The 14,978-nt window shown below is 69.3% G+C and carries 15 protein-coding genes and 3 pseudogenes; 7 read left to right on the forward strand and 11 right to left on the reverse strand.

Annotated features, from left to right (window positions below; genetic code table 11):
* Positions 1-75: 75 nt before the first annotated feature.
* Positions 76-405, reverse strand: a complete 330-nt coding sequence (locus ACWEQO_RS10790) for a hypothetical protein (protein WP_452981308.1) — start codon at positions 403-405, stop codon at positions 76-78.
* A 221-nt stretch (positions 406-626) separates the two neighbouring features.
* Positions 627-1,181, reverse strand: a complete 555-nt coding sequence (locus ACWEQO_RS10795; RefSeq protein ID WP_452981311.1) for a hypothetical protein — start codon at positions 1,179-1,181, stop codon at positions 627-629.
* 120 nt (positions 1,182-1,301) lie between these two features.
* On the opposite strand from ACWEQO_RS10795, the gene ACWEQO_RS10800 reads away from it, so the two are divergent.
* Positions 1,302-2,066, forward strand: coding sequence for an IS5 family transposase (locus tag ACWEQO_RS10800; protein ID WP_452981314.1), 765 nt, complete (start codon positions 1,302-1,304; stop codon positions 2,064-2,066).
* 1,000 nt (positions 2,067-3,066) lie between these two features.
* Here the strand turns inward: ACWEQO_RS10800 and ACWEQO_RS10805 are convergent.
* A complete protein-coding gene (locus tag ACWEQO_RS10805) occupies positions 3,067-3,684 on the reverse strand; it encodes an ATP-binding protein (protein ID WP_452981317.1) in 618 nt (205 codons plus the stop codon).
* A gap of 837 nt (positions 3,685-4,521) precedes the next feature.
* Here ACWEQO_RS10805 and ACWEQO_RS10810 point away from each other — a divergent pair.
* A complete protein-coding gene (locus ACWEQO_RS10810; protein ID WP_452981320.1) occupies positions 4,522-5,181 on the forward strand; it encodes an MSMEG_1061 family FMN-dependent PPOX-type flavoprotein in 660 nt (219 codons plus the stop codon).
* 680 nt (positions 5,182-5,861) lie between these two features.
* Here ACWEQO_RS10810 and ACWEQO_RS10815 read toward each other — a convergent pair.
* The 3 genes and pseudogenes from ACWEQO_RS10815 to ACWEQO_RS10825 form a co-directional block, all read right to left on the reverse strand.
* Positions 5,862-6,296, reverse strand: a complete 435-nt coding sequence (locus ACWEQO_RS10815) for a VOC family protein (RefSeq protein ID WP_452981323.1) — start codon at positions 6,294-6,296, stop codon at positions 5,862-5,864.
* A gap of 59 nt (positions 6,297-6,355) precedes the next feature.
* A pseudogene (locus tag ACWEQO_RS10820) lies at positions 6,356-6,823 on the reverse strand (MvdC/MvdD family ATP grasp protein); the annotation flags it as partial.
* Complete coding sequence (locus tag ACWEQO_RS10825; RefSeq protein WP_452981326.1) at positions 6,820-7,035, reverse strand: hypothetical protein; 216 nt, start codon at positions 7,033-7,035, stop codon at positions 6,820-6,822. The pseudogene ACWEQO_RS10820 and the gene ACWEQO_RS10825, both read right to left, overlap by 4 nt.
* A gap of 292 nt (positions 7,036-7,327) precedes the next feature.
* Here ACWEQO_RS10825 and ACWEQO_RS10830 point away from each other — a divergent pair, with 292 nt between their 5' ends.
* Positions 7,328-7,681 (forward strand): hypothetical protein, encoded by a 354-nt coding sequence (locus ACWEQO_RS10830; protein WP_452981329.1) that lies wholly within the window; start codon positions 7,328-7,330, stop codon positions 7,679-7,681.
* 171 nt (positions 7,682-7,852) lie between these two features.
* Here the strand turns inward: ACWEQO_RS10830 and ACWEQO_RS10835 are convergent, their stop codons facing one another.
* A complete protein-coding gene (locus ACWEQO_RS10835; RefSeq protein ID WP_452981332.1) occupies positions 7,853-8,275 on the reverse strand; it encodes a hypothetical protein in 423 nt (140 codons plus the stop codon).
* Between the two features lie 305 nt (positions 8,276-8,580).
* On the opposite strand from ACWEQO_RS10835, the gene ACWEQO_RS10840 reads away from it, so the two are divergent.
* Positions 8,581-9,081 carry a hypothetical protein gene (locus ACWEQO_RS10840; protein ID WP_452981335.1) on the forward strand — a complete coding sequence of 167 codons (501 nt, stop codon included), beginning with the start codon at positions 8,581-8,583 and terminating at the stop codon, positions 9,079-9,081.
* A 144-nt stretch (positions 9,082-9,225) separates the two neighbouring features.
* On the opposite strand, the pseudogene ACWEQO_RS10845 reads toward ACWEQO_RS10840, so the two are convergent.
* A pseudogene (locus ACWEQO_RS10845) lies at positions 9,226-9,861 on the reverse strand (hypothetical protein); the annotation flags it as partial.
* A gap of 85 nt (positions 9,862-9,946) precedes the next feature.
* Between ACWEQO_RS10845 and ACWEQO_RS10850 the strand changes: the two are divergent.
* Positions 9,947-10,585, forward strand: a complete 639-nt coding sequence (locus tag ACWEQO_RS10850) for a LysE family translocator (RefSeq protein ID WP_452981338.1) — start codon at positions 9,947-9,949, stop codon at positions 10,583-10,585.
* Between the two features lie 145 nt (positions 10,586-10,730).
* Here ACWEQO_RS10850 and ACWEQO_RS10855 read toward each other — a convergent pair whose 3' ends face one another.
* Positions 10,731-11,186, reverse strand: coding sequence for a nuclear transport factor 2 family protein (locus ACWEQO_RS10855; RefSeq protein WP_452981341.1), 456 nt, complete (start codon positions 11,184-11,186; stop codon positions 10,731-10,733).
* A 207-nt stretch (positions 11,187-11,393) separates the two neighbouring features.
* Here ACWEQO_RS10855 and ACWEQO_RS10860 point away from each other — a divergent pair, with 207 nt between their 5' ends.
* Both ACWEQO_RS10860 and ACWEQO_RS10865 read left to right on the forward strand, forming a co-directional pair.
* The gene (locus ACWEQO_RS10860) at positions 11,394-12,920 is read left to right on the forward strand and encodes a hypothetical protein (protein WP_452981344.1); all 1,527 of its coding nucleotides are present in this window, start codon (positions 11,394-11,396) and stop codon (positions 12,918-12,920) included.
* Positions 12,921-13,010: 90 nt separating this feature from the next.
* Positions 13,011-13,100 (forward strand): annotated as a pseudogene (locus ACWEQO_RS10865) (VOC family protein); the annotation flags it as partial.
* A 182-nt stretch (positions 13,101-13,282) separates the two neighbouring features.
* Here ACWEQO_RS10865 and ACWEQO_RS10870 read toward each other — a convergent pair.
* The gene (locus ACWEQO_RS10870) at positions 13,283-13,798 is read right to left on the reverse strand and encodes a hypothetical protein (RefSeq protein ID WP_452981347.1); all 516 of its coding nucleotides are present in this window, start codon (positions 13,796-13,798) and stop codon (positions 13,283-13,285) included.
* Positions 13,799-14,163: 365 nt separating this feature from the next.
* Positions 14,164-14,883, reverse strand: a complete 720-nt coding sequence (locus tag ACWEQO_RS10875; protein ID WP_452981350.1) for a DUF4839 domain-containing protein — start codon at positions 14,881-14,883, stop codon at positions 14,164-14,166.
* Between the last annotated feature and the right edge of the window lie 95 nt (positions 14,884-14,978).

A 14,978-nucleotide genomic window follows, 5' to 3' on the forward strand; every position in this document is an offset into this window, starting at 1 on the left:
CGACGATCAGTTTCGGTCCATTCCGTGAAACGGCGGCATGGACCTGTCGTATCGGTGCTGCACGGGGTGTGACTTCTATGAGTTCGTCTGCTCGAACGCAACGATTTCCACCGTCGGGTCAGCCGGTACCGGGGCTTCGTCCTCGTCGATGAGGAGTCCCGCTTCCCGCCCCGTGTCTCCGGGCAGCACGTGGGGGAAGGAGCGCTTCATCATCACCTCGTAGCCCTGCGGTCCCGTCACGCGCACCGTGAAGGAGAAGGACATGGGCCTCTGCGACGGGTTGGGGATGTGGACGGCGGTGTAGACGCCGAGTTCGTTCGGGGTCAGCCGGATCTGGACGTCGCCGAATGTGTAGGCCTTGGTGTCCCCTTCTCTCGTCGGTGCGGCGGCAGGCGCCGTCGCCACGGCGGGAGGAAGGGCGGAAGATGTCGGGGAGGCGGCCGGCGTCTCCTCGGGCGACGAGTCTTCCGTCACGCTGGTCTCCGGGACAGAGGGCCTGGTCGCGGTGGCCGGGGCCGCCGACGCGTCGGCGGCCCCCTGTTCTCCGCTGCATCCTGAGACGGCCAGAACCGCCACCAGGGTGGTGACGGCTGCCGGAACACGTCGTGTTCGGGTTCGAACCACGGTTAGTTGCAGCTCCCGACAGTCTGGACACGGTCCACGAGGATCTTGCCGTTGGAGTCCTGCATGTAGGAGTAGACCGTCCCGCAGTAACCACGCTTCTGGTAGACCGGGCCGGCATAGGACCCGAAGGCGCCGAAGTCCTCGGCAGGGGCGTCGGAGGTGTAGTTGGATTTCAGACGCACACCCATGTACCTGGTGTAGCCGCTGTCATTGAAGAACACGGCGCAGATCGGCTTGTCGTAGTACCCACTACCGCTCGTGCCGTTGGTCCACGTGTACGTGGTGCCGTAGGTGTCGTAGCGCCAGGCTCCGGTGGAGATGGTGTAGCCGGAGCCGCACACGTTGGCAGCTGCGACGGCTGCGGGTGCGTTGGACTCGATGATCTGTCTCGTCTCGTTCGGCGCCTCCTTGTCGACCTCGACCCCCTTGATGTCGACGGTCTCCATGGGCTTGTTCGCCTTCGGGGCGGCGTGCTCGGCCGCCGATGCGGCGGGTGTGGCCGTCATGAGGCCCAGAACGGCGGTGGCGGCAATGCCGACGTGTATCGCTTTCCTCATGTGCGCTCCTTGAGCTCTTTCCAACCTGCCGGGTCGATCGGCCGGTTGGGCTGACGGACAGGTGAAGCCCCTGGTAGATGGGTTTTCGACCAAGAAATCCGTCTCCACCAGAGGCTTCGTGTGCTTGTCTACCCATCCGGCATCGACGTGTCCAGCTCTGCCCTGCGCTTCCTGTCCGCCAAGCTCCGCGAACACCGCCGGGACCTCGGTACCCGCTGGCGGCGCCTGAGCCCGGGCAGGCAGGCCCTGCTCGCCCTCGCCCACCTTCGCAACGGCCACCCGTATGCCCAGCTCGCGGCCGGGTTCGGCATCGGGACCACCACCGCCTACCGGTACATCACCGAGGCCGTGGAGCTCCTGGCTACTCTCGCCCCGACCCTCGTGGAGGCGGCCCGGACGGCATCGACGAAGGCGTTCGTGTTGCTGGATGGGACCCTGCTGCCGATCGACCGGATCGCCGCGGACCGGCCCTTCTACTCCGGAAAGCACAGGAAGCACGGGATGAACGTGCAGGTCCTGGCCGATCCGTCCGGCCGGCTGCTGTGGGCCTCGCCGGCTCTGCCCGGTGCCGTCCACGACGTCCGGGCCGCCCGTGAGCACGGCATCATCGGCGCTCTTGCGGACGCTGACGTCAAGTGCTGGGCGGACAAGGGGTACCGGGGTGCCGGGGGCACGGTCCGTGTCCCGTGCTGGGGCCGCTGGGAGACCCTTTCCACAGGGCAGAAGGCGATCAACCGGTCCCACGCGAAGATCCGCGCCCTGGTCGAGCAGGCCGTCGCCACCCTCAAGTCCTGGCGGCTCCTCCGCAGACTGCGGTGCTCGACCACCCGCATCACGAGCCTCGTTCAGGCCGTCCTCTGCCTGCATCTGGCCAGCTCAGACTGAGGATGGAAAACCCTCCTTGTGAGAGTTTTTCAGGTCGGGTGTTCGGCCCGCGTAACTACAACCCTTGATTTCGTTGACTTCCCTACGTCATGAGGATGTTCAGTAGGGAGATCATCCCTCCGGAGGTGAGGTCGCTCGACCTGTGATTCGGAAGCCTGCAAGCGCCGAAGTGTGCCTGGTCGTTCCTTTGGGGCGCGGGCGCTTCCAGGAATTGGATCTGCAATGCGAGGAAATTGAGGGAACTCCGGCTGGACGCACGCTGTGGCGGTGCCTCCTGAATTCCGATGCTCGTCCGCCCCCTCCGGCGAGTGCTTGTTTTCCGCAACCGCAAGGAATGTCCGGGTCAGGAGAACCCGGACTGCCCCACGCCTTGCGGTCGCCATGACAATAGATCGATCTCGGCGGTTGCGTGAAGGGTTAAAAGTCGCAAGGTCGAGCAGCGGAAGAGCGTCGCTGCTGAGGGTTTCTCTGAATGTCCGAATTTTCTCTTTTTGTAGTTTCATCATGCAGTTTTCTGACTTTCGCACGGATCGGGTCGGCTGCTTTTGGCCATTCGCCCGTACGGCTGCGGCGGTGTCTGCGGCGTCCACATGCCTGGTTCGGGCGCAGGAAAACCAGTCGGTCGAACGGGAGTGAGTTCGTCATTGGTGCAGTCCACGCCTGCGGCAGGGTAGCGACTTTCGGCCACGCTGCGTGATGGGGCGGTGCGCGGTAGAGGGCTGCGCGGCGTGAGCGGAGAGTGGAAACTTTCAGGTGTGACCTTCTTCACATCTGCCGGGGCTCGTTGGGTTCTCGTCCAGGGTGTGGCGGTCGTGCAGCCGCCGAAGGAGCCGTACGCGAGCGGTTGGTGTCGCGCGGGGAGGGGGGTCGACCGGTGGTTACGGGCCCGGGGGCAGGGTGGTCTGGTGATCTCCTCGGCCGAGAGTCCCAAGGTCCTCGCGCGGTCCGAACGGCGGCGGGAGTGCGGTCCGGAGCGAGGTGGCCGGGCACGTCGAGCAGATCAGGCCGGGCCACTGACATCACGCCCGTGGCTCGCGGCATTCGGTGCGTCGCTGGTTCGGTGAGGTGCCTCCGGCCGCGTGGAGCCGGTGGGCACGGGCTCGGCGGCAGGTCGGCAAGGTGATCCGCTGGGCGCCTGCCGACGGGCGCCGGGCCGGCTGCTCGACGGGGTGCTCACCGTCGCCCACACCGTCTTGCCGGGCCTGGAGCAGCGGTCGGTGACGCCCCAGTCGTCGGCCAGGGCGGTGACGAGGAGGAGGCCGCGGCCGGACTCGGCGTCGGGGTCGGCGGGCGCGGTGACGGCGGGTCGGCGTTCCGCGCGGGTGTCGGAGACCTCCAGGCGCAGCCGCCCGCCGTCCGCCTCGGTGGTCAGCCGGACATGGAAGTCCCGGCCGGGGACGCGTCCGTGGCGTACGGCGTTGGCGCACAGCTCGGCGGTGATGAGGGCCAGTGTTCCGTTGACGTCGCTGTCGTAGGGGTGGCCCCAGGAGTCCAGGCAGTGTGCGACGAACAGCCGGGCGAGGCGGGCGCCTCGCGGGGTCGAGGTGAAGGCCATGGCGAATTCGGTGGGGGCCGCGGGGCCGGAGGGCCGGTGCCGCTGTGAGGAAGGGCTGTGCATGCGGTCAGCGTGGCGGCCGGGATGGGCGCGCCACCAGGAGCGACGCTTGTACGGGAGTGCGCTGTACACGGGACGGCGGGCCGCTGTGCCTGCACGAGCGCGCCCTCCGACTCAGGACCTGGACATGGCGTCGACTGCCTGCACCCGGCAGTCCGAGCACCTTCCGGACCTCTTCGCGACGAACAGACAGCGGTAGACCGTCACCCGACGCCGAGGGATGCCGCAGAGCGTCGCCTCGTCCGCCAAGGCGTGCTGCAGAGCCGGGACATCTGTCTCCCGGCATGCCGTGAAGCACGTCGAGGCGAACCCGAACGTGAACCTGAGGGATCGGAGGTGGTGACCAAGGCGCGGCATGGCCGCCACTCTCGCACGTGGCTCGACCAGCATGAAGTCGAAGGGGCAGGCCCGGAGGGTGGTGCGAACCGGCGATGCGCTGCTTGAGCGCCGCGAACTCGTTCACTCCCTCCACGAGTCGACAGGCGCCGGTGTCCAGGTCGACGAGGACGGGCCGGTCACCGCCGGCGCGGACCTGACGCGCGTCCTCGTCCCTTACGGTGAGGCGTCAGGTGAAGCCGGCCAGGCCCCCGCCTCCGGCCGACGGTCGCCCTCACGTCGCTCACGGCGCCCGGACTCACAGCGCGCCACCCGGCGCGGGGCGAGTTCCGCGACCCACTTGCCCGGATCCCGGATGGTGGCGCGACAGCCCGCAGAAGGCAGGAGGGGCACGGCCGCGCGGGCCTGTTCGATCGTCACACACCGGACAGCTCGCGCGGGTGTCTCTGTCCCCGCCCCCACCGACCGAGAGCGATCGCAGGTCGGCCCGTTAGGGTCCGGGGCATGACGACACCCCTTGCCGGCAGTGCCTTCGACTCGCTTCGCCTCGACGCCGTGCCCGACCGGGAGGCGCTGCGCCGGGTCTACGCACTCCCCGGCGACGCGGCCGTGCGCAAGCAGATGACCGAACTCACGGAACAGACCCGGCGGTTGATCGGATGCTCATCGCTGGTCCTGGTCGCCAGCGCGGACGTTGAGGGCAACTGCGACGTCTCCCCGCGCGGCGGCCCCGCCGGGTTCGTCGCGGTCCTGGACGCACGGACGGTGGCGATACCGGACGCGACCGGCAACAAGCGCCTGGACACCCTGCAGAACGTCATCGCCACCGGGCGGGCCGGGCTGCTGTTCGTCGTCCCGGGGCGCACCACGACGCTCAGGGTGAACGGCCGGGCCTGCGTCTCCACCCGCCCGGAGCTGCTGTCGCGGCTGACCGCCGTGGGCAAGCCGCCGGCCAGTGCGCTGGTGCTGGGGATCGAGGAGGTCTACCCGCACTGCCCCAAGTCGCTCCTGCGCAGCGGGGCCTGGCAGCCGGAGCAGTGGCTGCCGGCGGACGCCCAGCCGACCTCGGCCGAGGTGACGCTGGCCCAGCTGCGGATGCCGGGGCTGACGATCGCCGACATCGAACAGGCGGAGGCGGACTCGCTGAAGTACCGGTACGAGTGACGGGCCGACCGGCGAGTGCCGGACCACCAGTCCGCCGAACCCCCAGTGTCTGCGACGGACTTCGGTGGCCCCACCGGGACGGGTTCCGTCGGCCCCACCAGGTGTTCGACCGGCGGCCCGACGAGGGCGGGCGCACAAGCTGAGAGTACCCTGCCGGTCGTGTAGCGGGTCGAGGCTCCGCTGTGGACGCGATGGAGAGCCCGGTCGTCGTCGAGGACCGGGTCTCGCAGAGTCACCATGAGGCGGCCGGTTCCTCGGTGGTGGGACGGGCGGCGGGGCCTGCGGACAGGCAGGCGGTGAGAGTTTCCTCGAAGGGGGCGAGCGGCACGGCCGGACGTCACGACGGCCGTGGTACTGCCCCTGGCGATGGCGCGCAGCTTTTCCGTCCGGTCGACGTCATCGGGACAGGGGAGGGGGGCGGTGGCCGGTCCAGCACCAGAACAGGGGGGGTGCCCAGGCTCCAGACGTCGGCGGCCGGATGTGCCGGGATGTGGGTTGTCGGCGGGGGCGGTGAGGATCGCGGTGGCGGTCTCGAGGCGGTGGTGCGGGTGAGAGCACCCGGTACGGGACGCGGCGGCCGTCGTGGGGACCGCAGGCGAGGGCGTGGTCGATGACCGCGGTGCGGCCGTCCGGCGCGACAAGTTCGATGACCACGACACGGCTACCGCACGACCGCCCACTCAGAGGGCGCCGAAGTCGGGCAGGGTGAGAGAGCCGTCCTCGGCGAGCGGAAAGCCCGGGTTGTGAGCGACCTCCCACGGATGACCGTCCGGGTCGGTGAAGACCCCCGAGTAGAAGCCGTGGAGGGACTCGACTGCCGCCTTGGTGACCCTGCCGCCGGCCCGCTCGGCCTCGGACAGGAGCGCATCGACCTCGCTCCGGGACCGCACATTGTGTGCGAGAGCGATCCCTCCGAAACCGGTCGAGGGACCCTCCTCGAATCCGCTGTCGCGGGCGAGCTTGTCACGCCCCCACAGCACCAGACCGAGACCGCCCGCCTGAAAGAAGACGGTCTCCTCGACCTCCTGGCCCCGCCAGCCCAGTGCTTCGTAGAAACGTCGGGCACGGGCCAGATCCGCAACTCCCAGGGTGACCAGACTGATGCGCTGTTCCATGGCCTCAAGCTACCTTCCGGCCTCCTGCGACACATGGTCTGCAGCACTCCGGCTGCCCACTGCTGGAAGAGGTGGGCGGTGCCGGCCACCGCGTCGTCGATCTCGTCGACGGTGACCTCGCGCACCTCCACCGTGCAGGAGACGCCGTCGATCCGGTACAGCGGCGTGGACAGCGGCTTGTAGATCACCGGCCCGTGGGTCTCGGTGAAGGCGCGTGCGGCGAACGGGCAGGAGGCGATCGTCGTGGGTGGCAGACGGAATCCGCACGCGGCTGCGACGGCGAACCCGGAGGGCCTGCGGTAGTACAGGGAACGGACGCAGGACAGGTCCGCCGTGCGCGTGGGCGTGGTCAGCGTGCCCTCGATCCCGTTCGACGTGAGGGTGGCCGCGAACGACAGGGTGGTGGGGAAGTCCCCGGAGTCGAACCGCACCACCGGGACGCCCCGGCCGTGCAGTTCGTCGATCACCAGGTCGGTCGTGGGGTCGTCCAGGTTGGTGACGACCAGAACCGGACTCGTGTCGGTCACTGGTCGGTGTCGTTCCCGCTGTCCTGGTCGCCGCCACCGCTGCCGCCGGGCCTCGACCTGTCGGAGGGGTTGCCGGTGTTGGTGGCGGGCCGGGTGCCGGTGCTGGTCCCGTGGCCGGGTCCAGCTCGACGCGTGCGTACGGCGGCGACGATGTCCCCGATCCGCCCGTCCGGGGCCGGCAACTGCCGCTGCCCGGCGGCCCCCTCCGGCATCACGTCACCGAACGGGCCGAACGGCTTCTTCGGCCGGTGCCCCAGGACCACCCGCGTCCCGGACGAGGGCCCGGCAGCGGCGATCCGCCCCGGAACCGCAGGGTGTTCCCCGGCGCCCCGTTCCTCCAGGGTGTCCGGGGGGCTGGGCCGGGACGCCCGCGGACACCCCCGTCGGTCGGCTCGTGAGGAGATTTGACTGAAACCGAAGCGTTGAAACAAAGCCGATTGACGGTTGATGGTTCATCTAAAGCTCCGTCCCACCGGAGCTCCGACCGGAAGGAACCACGACACTGTGAAGAGCCGACCGAAGAAACTGACGCTGGCTGCCATGGCGGCCGTCGCGATGAGCATCGCGCTCCCGGCAGCCCCCGCTTTAGCCACCGAGGAGATCGACTGCGGCGCCGGCACGGATGCCGTGCGGGTGACGTACCTGGAGAACGGCACGGAGCACAGCCGGTGCTGGACCGGACCCGGTGACGTCCCGCTCGAACAGGGCGGGGTCACTTCCTTCTCCTCGGGCGCCCACGAGGTGGTCGTCTTCTGGAGGACGAACCGGGGATGGGACGTCGCAGTCCTCCCGCCCCACACGCTGGCCCCCTTCACCGGCGCCGACACCCACCACGTCTACGGTTTCCACGTCAGGTAACCGCTGACGGCGGTCGGCGCGGCCCGGTCCGTCCGGGCCGGGCCGACCGTTCGCGACGCACACGGTGATGAGGGGTGCTCGCCCCCCGTTGCTCCAGGACGACCGATTCCCACCAGGCAACCGTCACCCTCGCCTTCCTGCCGATGTGGCCGTGCCATGTGACGACGACTCCTAGAAGGGGGGCCAGGAGGAGCCAGGGGGAGGGGGAGGGCTGACGCGGTTCCCGTCGCGCATCTCCGGCGGCCAACGCCGGTCGATGACGACGGCGGTCTCCTTGCAGGCGGCGCAGGCGTTGTCCCGCTCGGGCATCCAGAAGTACGGGGAGAGGGAGAGGCCGCCGTGCACCAGGCCGCACAGGGTCGCGCCGGAATCCGTGGAGGCGTAGGCCGTGTCGTAGGCGTGGGCCACGTCCTCGGGCAGCTCGGGTGAGTCCGCCCGTTCCCAACGCTCGTGCACGGGCTGGTACTGGGGTCGTGAGACCTCACGGGGATCGTGTCCCAGCTCGGTCCACGCATAGCACCAGGGGCAGAACCACCTCTCCTTCACCGGCAGGTCCCATGCCGCTCGCGGCTCGGCCACCGGTACCTGCCGCATCTCGTGTCCACACACGTCGCACGTCACGGCCGGATCCTGTCACGGCACGGCGGCGGCCCGCCGACGGGACCGCCGTGCGGCGGGGAGACCCGGAGCGGAGGAGCGACTGGGGTACGGGCGGCTCGACGCCCTCGCCGCTGGACAGGCGAGCCCTGTAGGGGAGGGGTCTGTACACGAGGACGGGCCGAGCCGGGTACGAAGCCCGGTCACGCCCGCTGTCACCCTCATCCGGGCCCGGACGTGGGGGCGTCGGGCCGCGTACTTCGGAGAGGCACCTCCTCAGGCCGGCGTGGCAGCATGCGGCCATGGTCTTTCGGCACCCCGACGGCGACTACGCGATCACTGTGATGTACTCGGTGCCCGATGACGCCTGGTATCTGGAACTGGATCTCGTGGCCGGACAACGGGCTCTCGTGACCGCAATCGTCCCCGACGAGGATCCGGCACGGGAGCCGACGGTGTGCTTCAACCCGCACGCAGGGCACGCTGACGTACCGTACGAGGTCATGCGCTGGTTCATGCACCAGGTCGATGAAGAGATCCGTACCTCTCGTGCCTGGATGCGGCTGAGACCGGAGCTCGTCGAGATCATCCACCGACTCCGTCAGGAGCACCTGGGCGTCATCGACGATGACGACTTCCCCCGGGTTCTGGCCGACGTGCGCACCACGGTCCCCGAGGAAGACCTCCCCGCCGTTCTGGAGGCCGCCTTCGGGCGGAATCCTGACGGCACCACCATGGACCACTCGCGAACGCCCCAGCCTGTAGACGGCCAAGGAGACAGGGCTAGGAGCGTGTCTCAGTAACGAGCAAGTGCCTGCTGGCCGTGAGCGATGGGATCGGTCGGGGTCGTCCTGTGGGCATCTGTGAGGCCGTGGTGGGGTGCTGCCCGGCAGGTGTTCGGCTGGTAGGGCTCGCGGCGGGGGCCGGGGTGGCCTGGCTGGTCAGCCGGCCAGCAGCCGCCATTCGGCGCGGGCTCCCTCCTTGCCGCGCAGGAGGAGCTGGTGGCCGTTCCGGCAGTTCATGACCTGTCAGAAAACGGGTTCGACGATGGCCTTGCGGCGGCTGCAGGCGGCCTTGCCGGGCTTGGTCCGCAGCTTGCGGGCCAAGCGCTCCTTGACGGCTTGGGCGTTGCATGCCTGGATGTAGGCGCCGCCGCTGTTCTTCATGATCCGCGACTCGGGGTCGGTGAGGCTGGCCTGGGCCTTCGGCTTCGGCCGCGCCTTCGCGGCGGCCCTCCCGCCGGCGTCAACGACGGCCTGCTCGCCGCTGGTGCCGACGCGCTGCTGGCGGCGGCGTTCGATGTCCTCAGCATGCCGGCGGGCCTTGTCGGCGGCCTCGGCCTCGATCTGGGCGCGTGCGGCCTGCAACCTGACGAGGCGCTTCTCGCGGCGGTCCAGCTCGGTGTCCTTGCCGCGGGTGCCGAACTGCTCATCCTCGGCGGTGTCGGTCGCCTCGGCGTCGGCCAGCAGTGCTCGGGCCTTGGTCTCCAGGGCGGCGATCTCGGCCTCGATGCGCTCTTCCTTTGGCCGAGCCTGCGACCGCTTCTTCTCGACCGGATCGGTCTCGAACAGACCATTCCCATCACACATAGCGGGAGCATCCCGCATGAATGATCACCGGACCCACGCGGGGTTGTCGCGTACTGACCCACGCTTCTAGCCTGACGGCATGTTGGACACCGGGCACTTCTGGGCTTTCCTCGCCGTGGTCGCTGTGCTGATCGCTGTTCCGGGGCCGAGCGTGGTGTTCGTGGTCGGGCGCGGGGTGGCGCTCGGGCGTCGGGCGGCGCTGGCCACGGCAGTGGGCAACAACGGCGGGGTGCTGATCCAGGCCGTGTTGGTGGCCTTCGGGCTGGGAGCCGTGGTCGCGCGGTCGATCGTGGTGTTCTCGGTGCTGAAGTTCGCAGGCGCGCTGTATCTGATCTATCTCGGCGTCCAGACGTGGCGGCATCGCGGGGAACTGGCCGTCACGGACGCGCAGCAGCGGCCACCCACGAACGTGTGGCGCATCGTCCGGCAGGGTTTCGTTGTCGGAGTGAGCAATCCGAAGGGCTTCCTGATCTTCTCGGCCGTGCTGCCCCAGTTCGTCAACCGCTCGGCAGGGCACGTGACGCTGCAACTCCTGCTCCTCGGCATCGTCTGCGCTGCTGTCGCTCTGGTTTCCGACTCGGCCTGGGGACTTCTCGCAGGGACGGCGCGTGGCTGGTTCCGCAGGTCGCCCCGCCGCCTGTCCGCGATTGGTGCGGTGTCCGGGACGGTGATGGTCGGCCTCGGCGTCCGTCTGGCTCTCACCAGGAATGACGTGTGACAACACAGCGGATACTCGAAACGTTGCGCATGTCGCTGGTTACTGAGACACGCTCCCAGCCGAAGATGAGCTCGACGTCCGTGCCCGCGCAGACGCGCAAGACGGTCACCAACGCGCTGACGTCTTCGGTCTCAGGCTGTCGGTCTCAGGCTGTCGGTGTCGGTGTCGGCGCGGCGTAGGCGTCGGCGATGGCCCGTGTATCCCAGTAGAACGGGCGGACCTCGGTGATCCGCCTGTCCTTGACCGTGATCGTCTGCAGGATCGGGAAGCTGAGTTCACGTCCGGTCGCGCGAGCGCGGGCACGGACCTGGGTGAGCACGACCGCGGTCTCACCGGTGGCGAGGAACTCCTGCTCCATCATGTCGAACGATTCCCACACCTCTCCCATCATGAGGAAGAACCGCGCCATGCCGTCGTGCCCGTGCCACGTGCCTCCGTAGGGCAGAGCGTCTGCCTGGTGCAGTGCGACGTCCTCCGCGAAGAAGGGGGCGAGCAGATCGAACGAGGCCTCGCCGGGGCCTCCCGCCGTCAGGTACTCCGCTTCAGCCGCGTACATGCCGGTGAGAACCGTCGCTGACTCTGTGGTGGAGGGCATCGTCATGGCACCAGCCTGCGCACCGCGACAGAAGGGTGCCGGCGGTGATCGGACGCCGTTGTGCGGCGGCGGTCGGCACTTCCGCGATACGCCCCACGTGCCGGTTCAGTGGAGGGCGGTCGGTGCCGCCGACGGGAAGGCGGTGACTTCGCTCCGGGGCCTCCTCCAGAGGCCGCGAGTCCGTTGTCAGCGGGCGGTGTTACTTTCCGTGACATGACCGATCACGCGCTACGGCTGCTGAGGCAGGACCGCCGCCTGGCCGAACTGGCCGCCTTCCCCTTCGACTTCGACCTCGAACGCGCCGCCCACGGCCCCGTCGAGGAGGTCCGCCTCGCCTCGGGCGGACCGCTGGAGACGGTGGCCGGGGACGACACCGGCGGCATGTACTTCGTGTGCGCGGACGGCTCGGTGCTCTACGCCGACTCGGAGGGCGCTGCGGGGATCATCGGCTCCAGTGTCGACGAGGCCCTGGAGCTCGTGATCGGCCTGCCCGGCTGGCGCGGCTGCACACGTCTGTCGCCGGACGAGGGCGAGGAGAGGATCCTGGCGTGCGTCGCGGAGACCGAGGACGAGTTCCGTGAGCACTACGGAATCGACGAGGAGCGAGCCGAGCTCCGGGCGGCGCTGGGCTTCCAGGAACGCTCCCCGGTCGAGCTGGTGGGCAGACTGCGTGCGGCACTGCTGCGCACCGAGCCGGACTTCGTCCTGATCAACGCGGATGAGGGATGCGCGTACGACCTGCTGGGCCCGGCCGGTCCACCGCTGTGGGAGCCCGTGCTCGCGGCGGGCCGCGCCGATCTCGCCCGCCTGCGGGAGGGCGACCACACGGCATGGCGTGAAGTCGCCGAGGACCCGGTCCGGCGCCGGATCACCCTGCGGGCCGCGCAGTTCGACCGCGCCGAGGGCGATCTGGAGCTGCTGCGGCATCTGCTGCGGCACGAGACACGGTCATCGATGACGGACGAACTGCGGCTCGCAGCCGTGCTGGTGGGGCTTCACGGAGACACCGGGGATCTGCCGCTGCTGCTCGAAGTCCGGGAGACGGACTTCGACACGGCGTGCGGCCTGGGCGGTATGCCGGAACCGGGCGCGAGCGCGGACGAGTTGCGACAGTGGGCGCGGGAGCTCGACGAGTCGATGTTCGGGACCGACCTGTCGGACGAGCCGGTCTCCACATGGACCGACCTGGCGCGGGACCAAGGCATGACGGACCTCGCGCGGGTGACGCTGATCCGCGAACTCGACAGCATCTTCATGGACCAGAGCAGCCTCCGCCGCCCCGATGCGCCCCGCACCCTGGCCACGGCTCCGCTCAGCGGGCTCGCCCGGGACTTCGAGGAACTCGGCGACCTTCCCCAGGCGCTCCGCGCCCAGCGCCTGTACGCCGCCCTTCAGGAGAGGGCATGGGACCGGGCCTCGGCCCGGCACACCCTGGCCCGCCTGGAGCGGGAGGCTGGCCGGCTGCCGCAGGCGGCGGACAGCCTGGCCGCCGTGCGCGACGCCCTGGCCACCCCGGGCGACGACTCACTGCGCTATTGGCAGCAGGCCAACCTCGGCCGCTACATCGCCGAGGAGCACTACCGGCTCACCCTCGCCCTGGCCGACGCGGGCCGCTCTGAGGAGGCCCGTGTCCTCCTCACTGCCGCCGACGCCGTACTCGGCGAACTCTCGGACAACGCCGCCAAGGGCGTCCGCGAGCTCGCCGAGCGGACCGCTGCACGAGTGCGGGAGGTCGACTGAGGGCGGGCACGGCGGGCGGCCGGCCCGCCAGGAAGCAGTGGCTGCCGAAGCAGTTTCCTCGCCCGCTGCCACGAGCGACGCACCACCGTCAACGACGGTGGCTGCAGCGTGTACTTCATGGACCCGGCAGGCCACGCCATGGAACTCATCACCGTGCCGTACGGCGGCTGGACCTCGTGACCACATGCACCGGGGGCCGCACCCCAGCGCGGGATGCGGCCCCCGACCGTTGCTTTTCCCCATGTGATCGCAGCCGGCGCCCTGCGATGCCGGCCCCGTCGCCCGGGGCTTCCCGTAAATGATCTCCGAGCGGCTTCGGTCGGGACAGCCCGGGGAAGCTCGCGGTCGTTGTCGCTCGGTTCTCAGGGCTCCACGCCACAGCGTCGCGCGATTGCTGTGAGGCGTTCGAGTTCCCGTCGCGCTGCTGTCGGGTGGGCGAGGTCGAGGGCCATGCCGGCGCGGGCCGTGATGTAGAGGATGTCCTGGTGGGTGGCGGTGTCCAGGCCGGGGGCGGCCCGGAGGCGGCGGCCCGTGACGCTCAGGGAGATCGCGATGCTGTCGAGTTCGTCGCGCAGGTGCAGAGGCAGCACCTCCCGCAGGTCGTCCTTGGCGTAGTCGCGCGCCTGCCGGTCCGCCGTGCAGGGACCAGGTTGCACGGGAGCCCGGGGAAGGCCGGCTTCTCGCGCGTCGTCGTACATGTCCGCCACCAGGGCGCGTGCGGACTCGAGATCGCCCGCGGCAGCCGCCTCGCGGGCCGATCGCAAGGTGGAACGCAGTCGTGCACGGGTCTGGGGGTCTTCGCCGGTCCGGGCGTTCAGATAGCCGGACCACACGTCGAACGCTTTGCTCAGTTCGGCGTCCAGCATGATCTTGTACACGTCCGGCACTCCGCCGCCCCTCTGTCGAGCCCGTCCTGGCATGGACGGCAGCGGTCAGAATAGGACAGGCGCGGGGCGGGATGCCTGCGCATTACCCGGTGGCAGCGTGCAGGCCTCCGCCTCAACTGAGATGCGTGCGGCCGATGAGCCAGGTGCCCGGTGTCAACTGAGCCGCGCGGGCTCATTCCACCCGTGGCCGACAGGTGCGAGACAGCCCGTAGCGGGGACCATCAGCACCAACGGGAACGAGGTCTCAGGGGAGAGCGGCACGCGTTCCCCGATGTACAGACGGGAGTCTGGGGATGATCACCGTTGAGGAAATGGTCGGGCACGCCGGTCCGTGATGACGTGGCTGCCCGTCTTGACTACCGGGTTTCCGTCGAGACCGGGTCGAGGTAGAAGAGGCACTGGACCGCGTTGAACTCGCCCACCTCGGCGACGAAGCGGAACTTGTCGCCTGCGGCGACGGTGGCGGGGATCTTCTCGCCGGTCAGTTTCAGGTCGGAGACGGTGACGTCCGCGTACTTGAAGCCCGGGCCGACCGTCGTCTGCGGTCCCTCGTCGCCTGGGCCGAGGAGGAAGTGGTAGCCGGTGGAGTAGCGCGCCATGTGCCGGATCGAGCCGTCGAATGCGACCGTCCGGCCCGCATACTTGGTCGCGAAGTCCAGGTTCGTGCCGTCGCACGTGTCCGCCGTCAGCAGCAGCGCCGCGAACTCCGGGTTGTTCTCAGGCGTGATCACCTCAGTGGCAGCCGACTCGGCCGCGGTCGGAGTCGGTGTGGCGGAAGGCTTCTCGTTCGCAGCGGCCGTCGGCTTGTCCGACTCGGCCTTCTTCTCGTCTCCGTCGCTGAGCGCAGACGCAACGCCGATGACGATGGCCAGGACCACGAGGACGGCGGCCCCCGCACCGATCAGGAGCCACGGCTGCGGCTTCTTCGGCCGGCGGAAGTCGAGGGTGGAGCGAAGCGTGCCCGGGACCTGTTCCACGAGCTCCCAGCCATCCTTCTGCATCTTCGAGATCACCAAGCCGTCGGTGCCGCGAACCGTCCGCACGGTCTTGTACTCGTACTTGATCTCGTCGGCCATGCGGCTCCGCTCCCCCTGAATGAACTGTTCATATCAACTGCTTCGCGAGCATAAGGGACTCCGCGAGGAACTCGGCATCATCAACGTCACCCTCG

Source organism: Streptomyces sp. NPDC004051 (assembly GCF_053604275.1).